The organism is Nocardia terpenica, assembly GCF_013186535.1.
Classification (GTDB): Bacteria; Actinomycetota; Actinomycetes; order Mycobacteriales; family Mycobacteriaceae; genus Nocardia; species Nocardia terpenica.
Map to the genome: position 1 here is coordinate 1,791,095 of NZ_JABMCZ010000003.1, position 15,856 is coordinate 1,806,950.

A 15,856-nucleotide genomic window follows, 5' to 3' on the forward strand; every position below is an offset into this window, starting at 1 on the left:
GAGCAGACCGAGCATGGGGCGCAAGCAGACACAGCAGGCATGAATGGTCGCCTTCCGGTCGAGGGGAATAGGAAACGCCCCGGACACCCGACCGCCGGAGCGGTCGGATCGGCGGGGCGCGGCATACACGAACAAGGCAGCCCGGGGGCTCAGGAGCTGCCGAGGATGAATCCGGGACGCGCACGGTGCCCGGCAAGCCAGGCGCGGTGGTCGGTGGAAGACGTTGGCGGCCATCCCGGATCGGCGTCGACCGCCGGCCGCGCTGCCGAGACCGGGCGTTAGTAGTCGAAGTCGGCCGACCCGTACGGTGCGGCGTGTAGCGCTCGTACCCGCGACGGTGTGGCGGTGGCGGAGTGTGCGGTGGTGAGCAGGGCGGGCTGGGCGCAGGTGCAGTCGGGGTAGGGTTCGGTGCAGGCGAAGCACCAGCCACACCGCCCGCAGTACCGGCCCCGGCGACGCAGATCCACTGCGGCGCAATGCGCGCAGACGAAATCCCACCACGCGCCGTGGCCGAGACCGAGCCGGTAACCGGTGTTGGAATACCAGATCCTGCCGTCCCAGATCCCGGCCTGTTCGTTGAACAGGTACGCGGTGTGCTGGTAGGCGGGGTCGACGGTGAGCACGACGAGTTTGCTGGTGCCGAGCCAGGATTCCAGCCCCCGGCGTCCTTGCCGGGTGTCCAGTGACCCGAACGGGTGGCGCGGCAGGTACTCCTCGGCGGCGATGCGGGTGTCCGAGCGCCGGTCGTAGGGGCCCGGGTGCACGCGCTTCGGGAGGATACCGTTGTGCGCGAGCACCGTTCGCCGATCACCGCCGAGCCGGAACGGATGACAGTTGCTCAAGCCGACGACGCCGTGGGTGGCGTAGCGGCTGTGGAACAGAGCCGGAGCATCGGGATAGCGGGCCCGGACCCGAGTGAATTCCTCGATCACCGGCCTCGCGTCCATGCCGTGCCCGGTGACGATCCCGGCATCGGTGGCGACGGCATAGCCGTGCCCGTGCGGGTTGACGACCGCGCCGACCTCGAGGGCGTGCGCATCCGGCGCGATACCGGCCGGGTAGAAGGTCAGCAGGCACATGCTGTCGCCTCCATCTCCCGCGCCAGCGGCGCGTACTCCGCATGCGTGTGCACCCACGCCGCGAACCGCGACCACTGCCAGCCACCGGCCCGCGCGATCTCGGCCGCGGTCAGTGCCCGCGTGTATTCCACGGAGGCCGCGACGAATCCGAGCGCGGCCTGCACCCGGCACGGATCCAGGGATCCGGCGAACACGCGCACCTCAAGGGTGTGGCGCGGATGCGGATTGATCGCCTGATACCGGTCGAGCCCGAACCGATGCAGCTCACCCTTCGCGGTCGCTCGCGTGCGCGACCGCGCCCGCGAGGAGAACTGCGCATATGGTGAGTTGCGCCGCGCCAGGGCCGTGGTCTGGGCCTGGTTGCGGTAGATCAGCTTGGCCCACCGGAAGATATGTGCGGGAGAGGAGAATCCGGCTCGGGAGGCATGCACATGCAACCCGACTCGGTCATCGGACCGGCAGCCCAGCTCCCGTAACCGGTCGAGCAGCGGCCACGGGAACCGGTTCATCGCCCACGGGTAGTCCATGGGGTGCGTGACCAGCTCGAACCCGTTGGGCTGGATCGACGTGTCGTGTTTGAGATACGCCGTGCCCCGGGTCGCGTCGGCCGCTTCGCGGGCGCACCGGTCGAACCGATCGGTGGGAACGATGATCTCGAGTTCCACACCCAGATACAGCGGCCCCGCCCCGAGGAAGCGTGGGTCGGGCTTGTAGCTGTACCGGCGCACCAGCGAGCCGGGATCGCAGTCGTCACACGCGCTGTCGTCGCCCAACAGGGTGCCGCAGTCGGCGCACCGACTCAGACGTAGGGCGCACCGGGCACAGGCCCGCGATCCGCCCGACACATAACGGCTCGCGGTCGTGAAACGGGAGCACAGGTCGCAGACCTCGAAGTACCGGTTCGCGCAGTCGGCGCACACACAACCACCGGAGTCGGTGCGCAACACCGCGGTAGTCAGCGCACCGCACTGGACACACTCGACCCGGCGTGTCAGGCAATCTCGGCACAGACGACCCAATCCCACGGTGTCGGTCAACTCCAGGCTGACCCGACGACACGAATGACACGTCGAGGCATTCAAGAAACACGAGAAACAGACGAACCCGCCGTCGCTGGTGTCGTAGCGGTCACCACCGGTCATCAAACCGTGGCAGCCCACGCACCACCAGGTCCGGCCCGCAGCCGAGGCTGGCACAGGCGATCACCTCCCACAAGATGGCAGAAAAATGGAAAAACGCTGCGACGGAACCGAATCCGTCACAGCACTGAAGAGACGTACAAGTAAGGAACGGATGCGTGTACGCGACATCGAACGGTGCGGCGCCACCGCAGACCCGGCCGGTCGGCAGGCCCAAGGAAACGAACCCCGGCCAAGTGGTGGAGGATCCTGGCAGGTAGCGGACCACGTCGGCGTCGCCGGTGTTCACCACGCCCTAGTGGCTATCGAGTACCGGCGGCGTTCAGGATCAGCAGTGGCAGCGTTCGACATCGAGACCGGAGACGAGGAGCTCTTGGTTCAGGAGACGGTGAGAACCATCGGTACCGGCGACAACTGCTCGTCCCGGGCAGAGCTGGCCAGGGCGGCGAGGATGTCGCCCGCCACAAGGCCCAAGTGGACAACGTCGCCCGGAACCCGGGTGTGCCATTGGGTTTCGAAGGACGGGCCGTCCTTGGGGCGTGCGGTGGCCGGGGCGGCGACGAGAAATCCTCCCACTACGGATAGCGATCGGAATCGGGGCGCCGAGCCAGCCATAGCCGCGTGTGTCCGGCCTCGGTGAGGGGTTGGATGTCGAGCGCGGCGGCGACGGATCGGAGGGCGTCGGCCATCTGCTGGCGGGTGCCGCGGCAGGTGATGTGCAGCGATCGGATCGCCTGCGCGCGGCCGTAATACAGGCGCCGGACCCGATACAGTGCCCACTCGGCGGCAGCCATGTCGCGATCGGCCAGCGCGAGAACGAGATTGGCGTTACCGCGTGCCAGCCGATCGGCCAGTGTCCCGGCGCGTCCGAACAACGGCGAGTTGCGGTTGAGCGCCACCGTCACGAACTCGTCGACCACATGCCGGTAGGATTCCTGTGGCGCGGCGCGGAACCGCGCCAGCTGGTCGGGCCAGCCCGACACCGCCGACACGAAACAACACTGACGGCAGCAGGATTTCGGCCACCGTATCCCGAATAACCCGTACAGGTAGTCCGAACAGCGCTGCCGGCTCCGCCCTGCCGCGTGCAGCGGGTAGATCGGGCGACGGCGACCACCCAGCGTCACCGAGTTGTCGCGGACGATGCGGCGGCCCTCGTCGGCGTTGAACCCGACCGCATGAAGGTAGGGGCGGGACCGAGCTCGCGGTCGCGCCAGTAATCCAGGGGCCAGCCCTTCGCTTTGGATGAACACGCGCGACTGCTCAGGACCGGCATCACACCGTTGTCGCGGCCCTCGCGACTGAGCGCATAGTAGCCCGACTCCTCCGGATCCGGATGCATACGCGTCGGCTCCCGCGAGTCCTGCAGCACGACAATGCCATCCGCGCGGCGCGGCCCAGCACGCGCGACTTCCACGGTGCGGCACCGATATTCTCGAAAGACCGGGAGTACATGCTGGGCGACCAGATCACAGGTCGACTCCCACTCGTCGCCGGTCTGGGCCGTCAGGATGATGAGATTCGACAGATCGGCAAGCAGTTCCGGCGGCCGGACAGCGGGCTCGAGCAACATACGAATCACCCCGGCGGTGCTTTCGACCCCATCCCGTACGACCAGACGACAGGGACTACCAGATCGTCCGGCGGGACAGTTGAGGGAGGGTCGAACAGCATGTCGGTCGCGTCGGCCACGACGTTGGGCAGGACGCGACGGCGGTCGGCGTGCCCTGTTCGCACGTGGGGTGATGGTGAACCCACGGCGTACTCCCTTCAGCGAGTAGAGGATCGGGTGTCGGGGATGTGCTGGCGTGGTGGCAGCGCCGAAGTCCTGGCTCGGCGGTCGTCCGGCGGGCGAGGTTGGCAGGGAAGGTAGACTCGTCGGTGCGAGGGTTCTGCCGCGCCGGACGCTGTCCGGAGGTTAGTGATGGATGAAAATCGCCGCCCTCGCCGCAGCCGACCGAGGGGCCGGTCTCCCGAATTGGCTGCGCGGCTTCAGCGCTCGCGCCGTAAGACCCGGGATCTGCGGACGGCGGCGCGCGAGCGCGAGAAGATCGTCACCGGGGCAGTGCGCGACTATATTGCGGCATGGGCCGCGATCGTGGAACTGCAGCGGCGTCGCGACGGCGACGTCGACGCGCTGCACCGGCAGATCGCCGAGGTCACTCAACGCGCGAACGAAAGGATCGGCGACCACGAGGTGATTCAAGCGCGCGCAGCGGCGCGGATCCATGCGCAGGGCCACACCGATGACGACATCGCTGATCTGCTGGAAATCACCCCGAGACATGTGCGGCGGCTGTTGGCCGCGGCTCGAGCCGGTGAGCGATCAGAACAGGACCAGCCCGACGAACCTTCGACGGGTGTGGGTCGGGTTCCGCCGGTCCGGGAACAGGCCACTGAGGTAGCTGACGGTACAGGACGTGTGCCGAGGAGCGTGGAGTCTGGTGGCGGTGAGGAGCATGGTTCCGGAGCGAGTGGGGAAGGCGAGGCGGACCGCGGCCACAGCGGACAGTGATCAGTCCGGGCGGCTGGTCTGGTGGGTCTTCGAATGTGGTGCGGGGGACGGGTAGGCGTAGCCGCCCAGGTTCCAGACGATCTGTCGGAACTGGTTGGGGGACAGGGGTTGGCCGACGGGGACTTCGATTCCTTGTGCTGGCGGCCAGGCCCAGAAGCAGTGGTGGCAGCCGCCGCAGTAGAACGCGTGCTGCCACGCCTTCAGTGCCGCCGGTCGGCCCCGGTCGATTCGTGCGTTGCGGCGGGCTCGGCGCACCGCGATACGCGCCAGGACCAGCGAAGGGATCGGGACCGGAGTCGCCGGAGAGCAGTGCCGTCGAGCCGAATCGTAGCGGGGACAGCACGAGTCCGCCGAGGATCGAGTATTCACCTCGGTCGCAGGTCGTCGGTGTAGCAGGGCTTGCCCAGTGCGTTATCCGGTCTTCAGTCCTGCGCTGTAGTCGCCGGTGGTGCGGGGATGTTGTTCGCGGGTGAGCCAGGACAGGGCTTCATCGACTTCATCGATGTCGGCGACGATGTCGGCGACGGTGTAGATGGTGATTGCGCCGTGGTGATTGTTTTCCGCGTGACCGGCGTAGGCTTTTGCGATCGAGACGCCGAAATTTCGTTCCACCCATTCAAAGTGGTGTATCGCAGCCAATGTGTGCTGGCGTGAAGAGCTGCCGCGGTGGGGATTTCGGCGCGGATTCGGCGCCAGAGGGCGTCGTAGCAGCCGACAGTGGTCGGGTGGCCGTTGCGGTACGCAGCAGTCGCCGGTTGGCGGCGGTGCTGATCGGTCGGCCGTTACGGGCTTTGTGCGGCAACACTTTCGTGGGTATGCGCTGGTTGCGGTGATGGCATAATTCGCCCATGAGGGTGGGGGGGAGACGGGTTGCCAGCGTTCGGTGCCGCCTTTCTCTCGCAGTCGGATGAGGCATTCGAGCGGGTTGACGTCGTCGGGTTGCGGGGCCGGTGCGCCGCCTCGGCGGTACGCGGTTTCCAGGTGTAGTCGGAACAGGATGCTGTGTAATTCGGGGTCCGGGTCGTGGGCGGTGACCTCGTACATCTGCCCGAGGAGCGTGTCGGGAAGCGCGCGACGGCTCGACTTCTGTTGCGGTGCGCGGTCGAGCTGACGCGCGGGGGTGTCGTCGATGTCGATGATGCGGTCCCGTTCGGCATGGCGGTACAGGCATCGCAGGGCGTCCGTGGCAGCGAGTGACTCCCTGCCTACCGCGATCGGTACTGTGGATGGACCGTTGACTGCGGGACGATGTTGATCAGCTGCGCCAGCCCCGTGGCGGTGGGGTAGACGATCGGGACGTACTCGGTGAACGTCGGCGCGGGTGGTCGTTCGCGACGGCTGACCGGCAGGTCGTCGACGGATACGTTGAGCCGGTCCAGAATCGTTGCGGCGGCGATGATATCGGCCTGGGCGGCGGGTACCCGGGTGCTCATCGTGCGGTCCCGTTCTCCATGCCGCTCATCGTGTCGGTGACCATCTCGTCCACCGCCGACACGGCGACGACGACCAACACGCTGGCGCGGGCCGGGCGGCGAGCAAGACCTGATCTCCAGTATTGATCCGGGCGTGACGGCGCGCGAGCGCGGCGTTGGTGGATTTCGTGCCTCGGTCTCGCTGGACGTGATGGTGTGTGAGTCATGGGGAGATGATCTGCCACGGCAGGGTTCAGCCCGTCTCGCGCAGCTTGATCAAGCAGAATTCCGCGGCCGAGCCGTTGATCTCCAGGTCGAGCACACCGCTTCTGCGGCAGGCTGTTTCGAGATGCATAAGCACGGGCACGGGCACTGAGGCCGAGTCGGAGCGAGTTGGCCGTCGCAGGATCGGGGCGACCGGTGCCGCATGGTCAGTGGGGCGCCACCCAGGTCAGTCCTGCGGCTGTTGCCGCTTCGCCCAGGCGTTTGTCGTAGGCGACCAGTGCGGTCAGGTCTGCCGCGAGTTCGAGGGCCGTGGCCAGGTGGATCGCGTCCAGGCTGCGCACTGTTGCCGGTGATACCGCAGCCGCGTTCGCCCGGACGATGCCGTCGATGTCCACCGTATCCACTCGTGCGAGGACGGCGGGGACATGGACGAGATCTGCCGGTTCGGCCACCCGCACGGCACGGACCAGTTCGACTTCGACCAGGGCGGAGGCGACCCAGGGGAGGTCGGGTCGTTCGTCGAGCCAGCGCACGAGCGCATCCGTTTCGGCTTCCGGGTGGACCAGCTTGACCAGTGCGCTGGTGTCGAGATACAGCATCAGTACCGTTCGCCGTCGCGCAGTTCCTGCAACGCCGTGCCGACGCGGCTCGCATCGTCGGCGGGTGCCCGATCGAGTCGGCGGCGAAGGTCGGCGAGCAGGTCCGCGCGGCCTCTCGAGGCCGGACGCATTCGCCCGTCGGCCGTCATGCGAGCCCGCGCATCCCGCGCCGGATCCACCGGGACAATCCGGCCGATGACCGTGCCACGTTCGGTGATATCGACTGTCTCGCCCGCCTTGACCAACGCCAATGCCCGTGCGGTGTGATGCGACAGTTCACGGATCGGAATGGCGGTCATACGCTTATTGTGTCACAAAAATGTGTAACACTGGATGTGGATCGACGCGGATATCGGTGCGATCGCGTGATGGCTGTGGCCGGTGGAAGCGAGGCCGCGCCGCTTCCGGTCCACGCGGTGGTTTCGGTCGCTGCTGCCCGCGAGCGGTCTTCTGGCTCGAAGGTCGTGGTGGCAGTATGGTTTTCGGCGATGGCACGCAGACGGCGCACTCTGGTTCCGGGGGACGTGCTCGGCCGCTGGCGGATCGTGGAGATGGACAACTGGGACCGCGACGCGATCGATCTGCTCGGTCCCGGGTACATCGAGTTCCGCGCGAACGGCGCGGGTGAGTTCGCGATCATCGCGGTGAACGGTGGTATGGATTGCCGTCCGGACAGCACGATGGTCATGACGGTGTCGGATTAAGCTGGGAAGGCGACGACGACGGCGACCCGGCGAGTGGCCGCGGCTGGGCGCTGCCCGACGAGGATGCGCCGCGCGGACGCCTGTACTTCCACTTCGGTGACGAATCAGGTTTCCGTGCGGTCCCATTCGACTCCACGGCATCCGAGAGGCGACATTGAGCGAATACCAGTACTACGAGTTCGTCGCGATCGACCGTCCGCTGACCCGGCGCGAGCAGGCGCAGGTCCGTGAGCTGTCCACCCGCGCTCCGATCACCGCGACCCGGTTCGTCAACGAGTACCACTGGGGGAACTTCACAGGCGATCCGGAGCGGATGGTGGAGCGCTACTACGACGCGCATCTGTACGTGACCAATTGGGGCACACACCGATTCCTGCTCAGGCTGCCGCGGGCGACACTGGACCCGGACGTCGTCGACCGCTATCGCATCGGTGGCCAGGTGACGGTCCGGACGACCGGTGACCATCTGCTCATCGACATGACCAGCGACGATTACGACGGTGATTGGGAGGAGTCGGCGCAGGATTCGCTGTCGGTGCTGAGCGGGGTCCGTTCCGAATTGGTCGCCGGTGATCTGCGCCCGCTTTACCTGGCATGGCTGGCCGGAGTGGGTCCAGGGGAGCCCGGCGACGCCTTCGACGAGGAAGACGACGAGCGCGAGCCGCCGGTGCCGCCCGGTCTGCGCACGCTGACCGCCCCGCAGCGGGCGCTGGCCGACTTTCTGCGCGTGGACCCGGATGTGCTGAACATCGCGGCAGCGGTGAGCCCGGAGTCGACCCTCGCCGCCGATGACCCGGAAGCGTTGAGCGCCTGGCTCGCCGGATTGGACGCGGGGGAGAAACACGGGCTACTGCTGCGGGTTGCCTGTGGCGGGGCGGCGGCCGTGCAGGCGGAACTGCTGGGCCGCCGCCGCAGCGCCACGGCCACCGGACAGTCGGCGCCCGGCACTCGGACGGTGGCCGACCTGCTCGACGGCGCGGCGCGACATCGAGCCGACCGCGAACGCGCGGAGGTCGCCGCCCGGGAGCGTGGCCGCGCCCGGCAGCAGGCCGAGCGCGCCCGTGAACGCGAACGACGACTGCGCGGCCTCGCCGCGGAGGGAGAGAAGGCGTGGGACCGGGTGGACGCGTTGGCCGGGACCGGCAGGTCCGGTTCCTACGACGCTGCCGCCGACCTGCTGACCGACCTGCGGGTGCTGGCTGAACGCGGCGGCGGCACCGCCGAATTCGACCAGCGCATCGCGGGCATCCGCGACCGCCACCGCCGTCGGCCCGCACTCCTGAGACGGCTCGCCGATCCCGGCATCACCGGAGGTGTCTGATCGCCCGGCAATCCGGACAATCCAACGGCTGCTACCCCATTCGGGAACGTCGGCGAACAGTCGAACATCGGAGTCGAGTCAGCCAGACCGAAGCCGGTGGGAGGCCGACAAGCGCCGAAGTGCTTCGGACGCGGTAGATCCGGAGGCCGCGCAGGACCGCCGCGTGGATCGGATCCGGCGGTGTGGCTGCCGATCGCGGTCGAGCTGAGATCTACTGTCGGGGAACCGATGCCGTGCAGGCTACCGCCAGGATCAGCCGACGGCGATCCGATCTTGGCTGATCACCTCGTCGACGTTTCGTCGGTGAATGACGTCACTCCTGCTTGTCCAGACGGTCTGATGCTGACAGGTGCCTGTCGTTGACTCCGGGCTGATCGGGTATCGCCTTCTCCGGCACAGGGGCGGTGTGAGTGATGCGGACCGAATGAGTGATGTGACCGGCCGCAGTGCTTACGGTCACCGGCGGTTATGCTGGTTTCGCCTCCGTGTTCGCTTGGGTGTGTCCGGTGTTCCTGCGGAGGAGCGTCGCCGACGGTGGTTGTTACCGGCACGTGTGACCGGTCGCTTTGTCGGGGTGGGCCGCGGTCGGGTGCGTGGCCCGCGACGTCGATGGCCTGTCGCTTCGGGCAGCATCGGAACTGGGGACCTATCCTCTGGACGGAATCGTTTCTCGCTCAACTGTGGGATCGGTGTTCCGGTGGTGGCGGTTCGTCTACCGATTCCGAGCGGATGTGGCTCTCCGGTCAGCGCTTCGAGTGCGGCGACCACTTCGAGGAGGTTCGCGCCGACGTAGGTGAGGGTGTTGCCGGAGCTCGGGCCGGGGCGTTTGTGGCCGGAGTAGGCGCGGGCGATGGCGTAGCCGAATTCGCGTTCGACGTAGGTGAGGGTTGTGTGGCGTAGCCAGTGGACCGTGACCTGTAGCGCGGCAGCTCACGGTAGGTGACTACGAAGGCGCTGGGTGAGTGTGTCGTAGCGACGGCGACCGACGGGCCGCCCATTGCGATAGCGCAGGAGTCTATGAGCGGTTGCCGTGCCTCCGCGCCGCTGGACGTGTCGGAGGAGGTGCTGTGTGAGTTGTGGGGAGATCGGTTGCCATCGGGTGGTTCCCCCTTTTTCGCGGAGCTTGACCAGGCAGAACTCGGCGTCTAGGTCGTCGATGTCGAGGTTGAGCACACCGCCTCTGCGGCACGCTGTTTCGAGATGCAGGCGGACGATGAGTGCATCGAGTTCCGGGTCGTCGCCGGTGGTCGCCGCGATACGGGCGAGATCGAGGATCTGATCGACATTGAGCGCATGTCGGCCGCTGTCGGGTTGACGGGGCTTGTCGATCAGGCGTGCCGGATTCGCTGGCGGAGAGATCAGGCCGTCCCGTTCGGCGTGGCCGTACAGGCAACGGATGGCGCAGACGAACATCCGTGCAGCGCCTTGACCGTCGCGGGAGTTGGCTCGCGGAGCGACACCCTGCTTGTACCCCTGAACCAACGTCTCGATCTCCGTCGCGGTCGGCTCATCCAGAGGCCGACTGCCCCAGTGCTTTTCGAGATAGCGCCAGTAGGTGCCGTAGTTGCGCCGACTGCTCGGCGACACCGCCGCCGAGACGATGCGGATATAGCTTGCGAAGGTGGGGACCGGTGCAGCGACGGCCGGTGCGGAATTCAGGTCTTCGATCGTCAGTCCGAGCCTGGCCAGCAGGTGCAGCGCCGTGTCGACGTCCTCACTCTTCATCGCCGGACCACACCGTCGAGCGATACGCCCACAAGGCCGCGCTCACTGCCGCCATCGAATAGATGACGAGAGCGTCCTGCTTGGATGTCGCTGCCAGCAGGACACGATCACTCGGCCCTACGTCCCATTCCCGTCTGATCGCAGCGGGAAGATGCAGGTAGCCGCTCTTGGTGATCGACCAGCCTCTGTCGACCGTGCGCCGGACCACGGCGATATGACCCTCGACCTGAAACGAGACTTTGTGGCCCGGATGCCAGGACAGGAGGTTGATGACCGAGCGATCTCCGATCCTGCCCCGCATGTCGACAGTCGTTGTGGCACAGTATATTTCACCGATATGTGCCTCGGGGACCGGCTCGGGCCGGAGACCGGGCAACCCTCGAAACGGTGGCTGCGACGGCTCGAATCGGCCGAACAGGCCGTCGAATTCGATGTCCATGACGGTTGCGGCGAGAACTGGTTCAGCCCGGCCGCCATCGGTCTGAAAGTTGAACGCTTCCGCAGAAGTTCGGCTTCTCGACCGACTCCGGCGAGGGCGGCGGTTTTCATTCATAGGGGACCTCCGGGCAGCGTCCGGCGCGGCATATCCCTCGCGAACCTCCGCCATACCTGCCGGGCAACCCCCTGCACACCATTACCGAGGCACACTTGCCCGGCTGACACGTCCACGGTCTGGGCCGTGTCTACCCGACCGCATGGGTGCGTCCAGGCGAGTGCGCGAGATTGCTCCGACCCGGTTCATCGTGGCCTGTTCGGCCGTGCACACTGGGTGTCCGTGGAGGAATTCCCAGCGAACTCGATGCCCTGCGCGCAGAGAACCTCCGGTTGCGGAATCTGCTGCGGCTCACCGAGGACCAGGCGCCGTGCCGCGGCACCGGATCAGACCGCTACCGGTACGCCGGTCGATATGCAGGCGACGCCGCAGGCCAAGGTCCGGTTCTACCTCGACCTGTTCCGGTGCCGGTTGGATACCTACGCCGTGCGCTGGGAGAACCACCGGGATGGCCGATCGGGATGGGTTTCGGCGATCCGCGGGCAGTGGCACAAGGGCATGTCCGCGACGGACGCGTCGTATCTGCCGCTGACCGATGAGGTGATCGACCGGCATCTGCGCGGCGGTCATCATATCGGCCTGTACCCTAGCCCCGGGGCGGGCGGAAACGTGCGCGGGATCACCGAGCCCAATTCGTCGGCGTAGACAACTGTGGCATCCGGCGGCGGGGCGGTGTAGAGCCCGACGATCCGCGTCCTTTCCCTCGAAATCCGGATCGGTACTGGTCATCTAGGACCGAGTGCGCCGCCAGCGCGCGCCTTCGGCCAGCAGAATCTGCCGAACCTGGCTGCGCCCCAGCATGATTCCTTCTGCGCGAGCCACCTCGGTTAGAGTGTCCAGGGTCCAGTACGCCGGGCCGTCCTCGTCGTCGCCACCAGCTCTCATCCCAGGACCGAGGCGATAGCCGGCCCGGCGGAATCGTCTTGACCAACGCGATGATCCGGGATCGCTGCGTTTCGGTGGTCCGCCGCTTACGTCCACAACCTGGCCGATCACCTAACCCGTTCACGCCACCGTCGTTGAACCGTACTATCCGCTGCTGCACCGTCTTCTCGTGAAAGCTCAGCGTACCGGCGATTGTCGGCACCCGCATGCCCTGCCAACTGCATCCTATGATCCGCGCCCACGGAACCCAGTCCGCGGGCGCATGCCCGGCCCCGGCCAACTGACGAATCTTCGCCTCCTCCACCGCATCTGCCGCTGGACGAGCACACAACGGCTTGGGCACGACCGCCGCCGCCCGGATCGAGAAGGACTTCCAACCCCAATTATCTACCACCCCGAAGAGGAATGAAGCAGTAACGGACTGCGGGCCACGTCGATCCAAGTTCGATCGGGAATGTGAGTTCCTCTTTTCTTTGGGCAAGGTTGATTGATCGCTTGGTGTTGGTGAACCGAACTCATATCAAGCGCCGATAGAGTTTGTACTCCCCGATTGCTGGCGTTGTAACCTCAGAGTCGAACCGTCGGCAAACTCAGGGAGTCATTCATGTCAGCGACAAAAGATTGCCACGCTGATTACCCGTTGCAGCACTTGGCGGTGATTCCTGACGGCAACCGGCGTTGGGCCTGCCGCCATGGGTTCAGCATGCTCGATGGATACCAGCGGGGTGGAGAGCGGATTCTGGATTTGCTGAAATGGTGTGAAGATATCGCAGAGCTCGAGACGGTAACCCTGTGGCCGCTTTCGATTGAAAATCTGCACCGACCGAGACCGGAACTTGACGCCTTGTTCGTTGTGATCGTCGATACGATCGCGAAAATCGCCGCGACAGGCCGGTGGCACATCCGGCTTCTCGGAGACCTGAATCGCCTGCCACAAGATATACGCAGCAGACTGCTCATCACCGTCGAACAGACCCTGGATATCACCGACTCTACGGTTAACATCGCCATTGCCTACAGTGGCCGCGACGAGATCACACGTGGTATACGAAAGCTCCTGATGGCCCGTCGAGCGGCTGGCACCCTTGATCACATGGCTCGTTACGTTACTCCGGATGATGTCAACACCTACTTGGACACCGCCGGTCAATCCGATCCCGATCTCGTGATCCGCACCGCCGGAGAGAAGCGACTCTCGGGATTTCTGCCGTGGCAGACCGTGTACACCGAGCTCTACTTCACCGACATCCTCTGGCCCGACTTCACTCCATCCGATCTCACTATCGCGATGCAGGACTATTCACGCCGCATCCGCCGCGAAGGCCGATGATTCGAACCGGCAATCTCTTGCGAAATCAAGCGCCTTATCGAAAAAACCGGTTGAGCCAGGCATAGAAGGAGGGCAGAACAATACCGAAGAAAGAATTCGATATCTCCACTCCATCGCAGAAGAATGAGCACCTATAACAAATACGCAGCGACCATTTCGACCTGATGTATACGATGGGATTGATCGCTCCGGTGGACACCGAGGTTTACTGCTCCCTGGTGGCGTGTGGGGGCAGGGCAAGCTAATCAAGCCAGGGCTAAAACCTAGGTTTCGGCCTCTTGGAACCGACGGAACTTGATCATGGATGAAGCCCATAGTGGATATTTTATCTTGCGACAGAAACAAATGTCAGAAACAGAGGCCAGACTTCGTGCATGCAAATTTAGATGGGGGATTTAATACTGCCACGCTCCGTGTCATGTCCAAGGTTGATTATCGAAATAATGTCATTTTCCATCCCTTATACAAAGGATGAACATGCCTATCGAGCCGAAGATTACCAACCGTGCAACCGACCTGGAATATTTTGTTAAAGACGCGATATGTCGTGCCACGCGAGCAGGCATTTTCGGTCCCGATAGCCATGGTAGAACTGCTTTGGAAAACTATGTGGTACTGGGATATGGAGTGGCCGATCCTCATTTCAGCGAGGCTCACCCTCCCGTCCCGAATTGGCGCGAGTTCGCAATACTCATGACCAGGTTCCCCCTCGTGGTCGGCATCGGTGACTACGAGGTCTACGACGCGGTCCTGGATGCAGAGGACGAAACAGCCGAGTGTGCCCGAGTTATCGCTGCTACGCAATACTTCAAAGACTGCCTGTGTAATCCTGATATACCTCAGGTGGTACCCGATCTCGCCGGTAGAGAAATGGTAGCGGCCATGGGGCGGGAATACCAGGATATAGTCCGATGCCATGGCCTGCGAGCTCACCCGGAGGCGCTGGACGACTGGCGTAAGAACCTGATCGCCCTTCTCGAAGGAATGGAACGATACCGCTGCCGCCCCCGCCGCACCTTCCCCGTCGAGATCGTAAATTCTATCGCTATCGGCAGTACCGACATACCGGCTGCGATGCGCAGCATCACACAACGATATGAATACACCATGCCCGGGGCAGTCGCGCGCTACCTGCCGAAACTGATGGCCTCGCCCGACCCGGACGATCGAGATCGACTGCTGCTTTTGCTACGCACGGCCGAAGAAGGATGCACCATCGGCGCCGGCCCATGGCTGAAGTGCCTCCAGCTGCATGCGCCACCGCAGGAAGTGACCGCCACAAGGCTTCGTCTGCTACACGAAGTCGCGTGTCTGTCCTGCTATCGGACCCGTATCGGTAACGATCTCTCCGACTTCACCACAATCAAGTCCGACACCCCCAGGGACACCTTCACTGGCGAACGCATATGGCACTACGTGCTCTCCGACTCTGCCGGACCGAACGTCACCCCCCACGACCTCCCTCCAGATACTGTTGGTCACGTCATGCAGTGCTGCCTCCAAACCGAGGAATGGCTTGGCCGAGCCCTTGCCGACAGCCTTCGCGAGCTCTGGCGTTCATGGCCTTGGGCTGGAGCTGCTGCCGCTCGCTTGTCCCATGCCGGCCACCGGCCCTATGACGATCTTTGGCACTACGACTTTCTCTCTCGTTCTCAATTTCTTGAGATACTCAATGAATTCGACCGCACCTTCGAAATCCCCTTCTTGGCGCGCAGCCACCCCGAATGGGACGGCAAAATCAGTGATACCGGGAATTCGACGAGCGTGCTCCGTGCCGCCGCATTCAGAACTACAAGAAAAGAGGGTTGACAAGTCTCTTCGACAGGCTCGACACCTAGCTTGTTGCCGGTAATCGGGCGCATCTGGGCAACGGTGGATTCAAGCAGAGACAAAGGAAGGAACTATGGAAATTGCAGGGCTGTATTCGTGATGTCGTAATAATCGTTGGAGTGCTAGGACAGTTGCACTGTTGCGGTGGCGCGGACGAAGATTTTGAGCCCGGCATGGGTTGCGCCGATGGCAATCGTGGTCGTGCCTGCTGCGGGATCCACCGATTCGATCTTGCCAGTGTAGTGGATCTCGCTGGATCCGTCTGCTTTGACATACGCCGGCTCGTCATGCGCACGCTGTATTACAGCAGCGCACCAGGGTCTTTGAGCCATGCGGTGACGAATCCGGCACCGAGGGCGATAGTCAACGCGCCATGTGCCACAATGCCGTGTTCGAATCCGGTCATTTTTGCGGCGCGATCGTTCCAGTGAATCGGATTCGGATCTCCGGACACTCCAGCGTAATTCACCAAGTCGCCGTAGGTGTCTCACATGGAGCAGCGGCGCCGTCGAGGGCACCGTCACGAAATTGAAATCCGT

Annotated in this window: 21 protein-coding genes and 1 pseudogene; 6 read left to right on the forward strand and 16 right to left on the reverse strand. The window is 64.6% G+C overall.

Translation table 11 applies throughout. From position 1 onward, the window contains the following. Positions 1 to 278: 278 nt before the first annotated feature. The 6 genes from HPY32_RS29940 to HPY32_RS29965 all read right to left on the reverse strand — a co-directional run bounded on the left by HPY32_RS29940 (position 279) and on the right by HPY32_RS29965 (position 3,791). Positions 279 to 1,079, reverse strand: coding sequence for a class II glutamine amidotransferase (locus tag HPY32_RS29940; RefSeq protein WP_067577829.1), 801 nt, complete (start codon positions 1,077 to 1,079; stop codon positions 279 to 281). Further along, positions 1,067 to 1,852, reverse strand: a complete 786-nt coding sequence (locus HPY32_RS29945; protein WP_231951294.1) for an amidoligase family protein — start codon at positions 1,850 to 1,852, stop codon at positions 1,067 to 1,069. The genes HPY32_RS29940 and HPY32_RS29945 overlap by 13 nt, the downstream gene beginning before the upstream one ends. 355 nt (positions 1,853 to 2,207) lie before the next feature. Beyond that, a complete protein-coding gene (locus tag HPY32_RS29950) occupies positions 2,208 to 2,510 on the reverse strand; it encodes a hypothetical protein (RefSeq protein WP_156673840.1) in 303 nt (100 codons plus the stop codon). Positions 2,511 to 2,596: 86 nt separating this feature from the next. Continuing rightward, the gene (locus HPY32_RS29955; protein WP_067577831.1) at positions 2,597 to 2,794 is read right to left on the reverse strand and encodes a hypothetical protein; all 198 of its coding nucleotides are present in this window, start codon (positions 2,792 to 2,794) and stop codon (positions 2,597 to 2,599) included. Next, the gene (locus HPY32_RS29960) at positions 2,794 to 3,210 is read right to left on the reverse strand and encodes a hypothetical protein (protein WP_067577833.1); all 417 of its coding nucleotides are present in this window, start codon (positions 3,208 to 3,210) and stop codon (positions 2,794 to 2,796) included. The genes HPY32_RS29955 and HPY32_RS29960 overlap by 1 nt, the downstream gene beginning before the upstream one ends. Positions 3,211 to 3,341: 131 nt before the next feature. Then, a complete protein-coding gene (locus HPY32_RS29965; protein ID WP_067577836.1) occupies positions 3,342 to 3,791 on the reverse strand; it encodes a hypothetical protein in 450 nt (149 codons plus the stop codon). A gap of 351 nt (positions 3,792 to 4,142) precedes the next feature. Here HPY32_RS29965 and HPY32_RS29970 point away from each other — a divergent pair, with 351 nt between their 5' ends. Next, positions 4,143 to 4,733 (forward strand): hypothetical protein, encoded by a 591-nt coding sequence (locus tag HPY32_RS29970; protein WP_156673841.1) that lies wholly within the window; start codon positions 4,143 to 4,145, stop codon positions 4,731 to 4,733. Here the strand turns inward: HPY32_RS29970 and HPY32_RS29975 are convergent, their stop codons facing one another. The 5 genes from HPY32_RS29975 to HPY32_RS29995 all read right to left on the reverse strand — a co-directional run bounded on the left by HPY32_RS29975 (position 4,734) and on the right by HPY32_RS29995 (position 7,268). Further along, positions 4,734 to 4,988 (reverse strand): hypothetical protein, encoded by a 255-nt coding sequence (locus HPY32_RS29975; RefSeq protein ID WP_156673842.1) that lies wholly within the window; start codon positions 4,986 to 4,988, stop codon positions 4,734 to 4,736. It abuts the gene before it with no gap. Positions 4,989 to 5,144: 156 nt separating this feature from the next. Continuing rightward, positions 5,145 to 5,777 (reverse strand): hypothetical protein, encoded by a 633-nt coding sequence (locus HPY32_RS29980; protein WP_156673843.1) that lies wholly within the window; start codon positions 5,775 to 5,777, stop codon positions 5,145 to 5,147. A gap of 161 nt (positions 5,778 to 5,938) precedes the next feature. After that, positions 5,939 to 6,166, reverse strand: a complete 228-nt coding sequence (locus HPY32_RS29985) for a hypothetical protein (protein ID WP_067577842.1) — start codon at positions 6,164 to 6,166, stop codon at positions 5,939 to 5,941. A 410-nt stretch (positions 6,167 to 6,576) separates the two neighbouring features. Continuing rightward, positions 6,577 to 6,969, reverse strand: a complete 393-nt coding sequence (locus HPY32_RS29990; protein ID WP_067577844.1) for a type II toxin-antitoxin system VapC family toxin — start codon at positions 6,967 to 6,969, stop codon at positions 6,577 to 6,579. Next, positions 6,969 to 7,268 (reverse strand): type II toxin-antitoxin system Phd/YefM family antitoxin, encoded by a 300-nt coding sequence (locus HPY32_RS29995; RefSeq protein ID WP_067577846.1) that lies wholly within the window; start codon positions 7,266 to 7,268, stop codon positions 6,969 to 6,971. Before HPY32_RS29995 ends, HPY32_RS29990 begins: the two co-directional genes overlap by 1 nt. Before the next feature lie 189 nt (positions 7,269 to 7,457). Between HPY32_RS29995 and HPY32_RS44995 the strand changes: the two genes are divergently transcribed. After that, positions 7,458 to 7,673 (forward strand): hypothetical protein, encoded by a 216-nt coding sequence (locus HPY32_RS44995; RefSeq protein WP_231951295.1) that lies wholly within the window; start codon positions 7,458 to 7,460, stop codon positions 7,671 to 7,673. Between the two features lie 154 nt (positions 7,674 to 7,827). Continuing rightward, positions 7,828 to 8,994 (forward strand): hypothetical protein, encoded by a 1,167-nt coding sequence (locus HPY32_RS30005; RefSeq protein ID WP_067577848.1) that lies wholly within the window; start codon positions 7,828 to 7,830, stop codon positions 8,992 to 8,994. Positions 8,995 to 9,924: 930 nt separating this feature from the next. On the opposite strand, the gene HPY32_RS30010 is transcribed toward HPY32_RS30005, so the two are convergent. Together HPY32_RS30010 and HPY32_RS30015 are read right to left on the reverse strand one after the other, a co-directional pair. After that, entirely contained in the window at positions 9,925 to 10,719 is a 795-nt protein-coding gene (locus HPY32_RS30010) for a site-specific integrase (RefSeq protein WP_067577850.1), read from the reverse strand. Further along, on the reverse strand, positions 10,709 to 11,158 hold the full coding sequence (locus HPY32_RS30015) for a hypothetical protein (protein ID WP_067577852.1): 450 nt from the start codon (positions 11,156 to 11,158) through the stop codon (positions 10,709 to 10,711). The genes HPY32_RS30010 and HPY32_RS30015 overlap by 11 nt, the downstream gene beginning before the upstream one ends. A gap of 468 nt (positions 11,159 to 11,626) precedes the next feature. On the opposite strand from HPY32_RS30015, the gene HPY32_RS30020 reads away from it, so the two are divergent. After that, positions 11,627 to 11,917: a TOTE conflict system archaeo-eukaryotic primase domain-containing protein gene (locus tag HPY32_RS30020; RefSeq protein ID WP_067577854.1), complete on the forward strand. Its 291-nt coding sequence runs from the start codon at positions 11,627 to 11,629 to the stop codon at positions 11,915 to 11,917. An 84-nt stretch (positions 11,918 to 12,001) separates the two neighbouring features. On the opposite strand, the gene HPY32_RS44055 is transcribed toward HPY32_RS30020, so the two are convergent. Both HPY32_RS44055 and HPY32_RS46960 read right to left on the reverse strand, forming a co-directional pair. Further along, positions 12,002 to 12,157 (reverse strand): hypothetical protein, encoded by a 156-nt coding sequence (locus HPY32_RS44055; RefSeq protein WP_197696324.1) that lies wholly within the window; start codon positions 12,155 to 12,157, stop codon positions 12,002 to 12,004. A gap of 19 nt (positions 12,158 to 12,176) precedes the next feature. Beyond that, positions 12,177 to 12,365: pseudogene (locus tag HPY32_RS46960) on the reverse strand (helix-turn-helix domain-containing protein); the annotation flags it as partial. A 396-nt stretch (positions 12,366 to 12,761) separates the two neighbouring features. Here HPY32_RS46960 and uppS point away from each other — a divergent pair. Both uppS and HPY32_RS30035 read left to right on the forward strand, forming a co-directional pair. After that, positions 12,762 to 13,487 carry a polyprenyl diphosphate synthase gene (gene uppS, locus HPY32_RS30030; RefSeq protein WP_082870535.1) on the forward strand — a complete coding sequence of 242 codons (726 nt, stop codon included), beginning with the start codon at positions 12,762 to 12,764 and terminating at the stop codon, positions 13,485 to 13,487. Between the two features lie 477 nt (positions 13,488 to 13,964). After that, positions 13,965 to 15,296: a hypothetical protein gene (locus HPY32_RS30035; RefSeq protein ID WP_156673844.1), complete on the forward strand. Its 1,332-nt coding sequence runs from the start codon at positions 13,965 to 13,967 to the stop codon at positions 15,294 to 15,296. A 322-nt stretch (positions 15,297 to 15,618) separates the two neighbouring features. Here the strand turns inward: HPY32_RS30035 and HPY32_RS45000 are convergent, their stop codons facing one another. After that, entirely contained in the window at positions 15,619 to 15,786 is a 168-nt protein-coding gene (locus tag HPY32_RS45000) for a MaoC/PaaZ C-terminal domain-containing protein (RefSeq protein WP_309247552.1), read from the reverse strand. Positions 15,787 to 15,856: the final 70 nt, after the last annotated feature.

What these genes read in the sequence shown, in the direction of transcription:
- uppS (WP_082870535.1), top strand. Translation starts at nt 12,762, where the DNA reads ATGTCAGCGACAAAAGATTGCCACGCTGATTACCCGTTGCAGCACTTG.
- HPY32_RS30020 (WP_067577854.1), top strand. Translation starts at nt 11,627, where the DNA reads ATGCAGGCGACGCCGCAGGCCAAGGTCCGGTTCTACCTCGACCTGTTC.
- HPY32_RS29985 (WP_067577842.1), bottom strand. Translation starts at nt 6,166, where the DNA reads ATGAGCACCCGGGTACCCGCCGCCCAGGCCGATATCATCGCCGCCGCA.
- HPY32_RS44995 (WP_231951295.1), top strand. Translation starts at nt 7,458, where the DNA reads ATGGCACGCAGACGGCGCACTCTGGTTCCGGGGGACGTGCTCGGCCGC.
- HPY32_RS30015 (WP_067577852.1), bottom strand. Translation starts at nt 11,158, where the DNA reads ATGGACATCGAATTCGACGGCCTGTTCGGCCGATTCGAGCCGTCGCAG.
- HPY32_RS29970 (WP_156673841.1), top strand. Translation starts at nt 4,143, where the DNA reads ATGGATGAAAATCGCCGCCCTCGCCGCAGCCGACCGAGGGGCCGGTCT.
- HPY32_RS29980 (WP_156673843.1), bottom strand. Translation starts at nt 5,777, where the DNA reads ATGTACGAGGTCACCGCCCACGACCCGGACCCCGAATTACACAGCATC.
- HPY32_RS29995 (WP_067577846.1), bottom strand. Translation starts at nt 7,268, where the DNA reads ATGACCGCCATTCCGATCCGTGAACTGTCGCATCACACCGCACGGGCA.
- HPY32_RS30010 (WP_067577850.1), bottom strand. Translation starts at nt 10,719, where the DNA reads ATGAAGAGTGAGGACGTCGACACGGCGCTGCACCTGCTGGCCAGGCTC.
- HPY32_RS44055 (WP_197696324.1), bottom strand. Translation starts at nt 12,157, where the DNA reads ATGAGAGCTGGTGGCGACGACGAGGACGGCCCGGCGTACTGGACCCTG.
- HPY32_RS29990 (WP_067577844.1), bottom strand. Translation starts at nt 6,969, where the DNA reads ATGCTGTATCTCGACACCAGCGCACTGGTCAAGCTGGTCCACCCGGAA.
- HPY32_RS29940 (WP_067577829.1), bottom strand. Translation starts at nt 1,079, where the DNA reads ATGTGCCTGCTGACCTTCTACCCGGCCGGTATCGCGCCGGATGCGCAC.
- HPY32_RS29965 (WP_067577836.1), bottom strand. Translation starts at nt 3,791, where the DNA reads ATGTTGCTCGAGCCCGCTGTCCGGCCGCCGGAACTGCTTGCCGATCTG.
- HPY32_RS30035 (WP_156673844.1), top strand. Translation starts at nt 13,965, where the DNA reads ATGCCTATCGAGCCGAAGATTACCAACCGTGCAACCGACCTGGAATAT.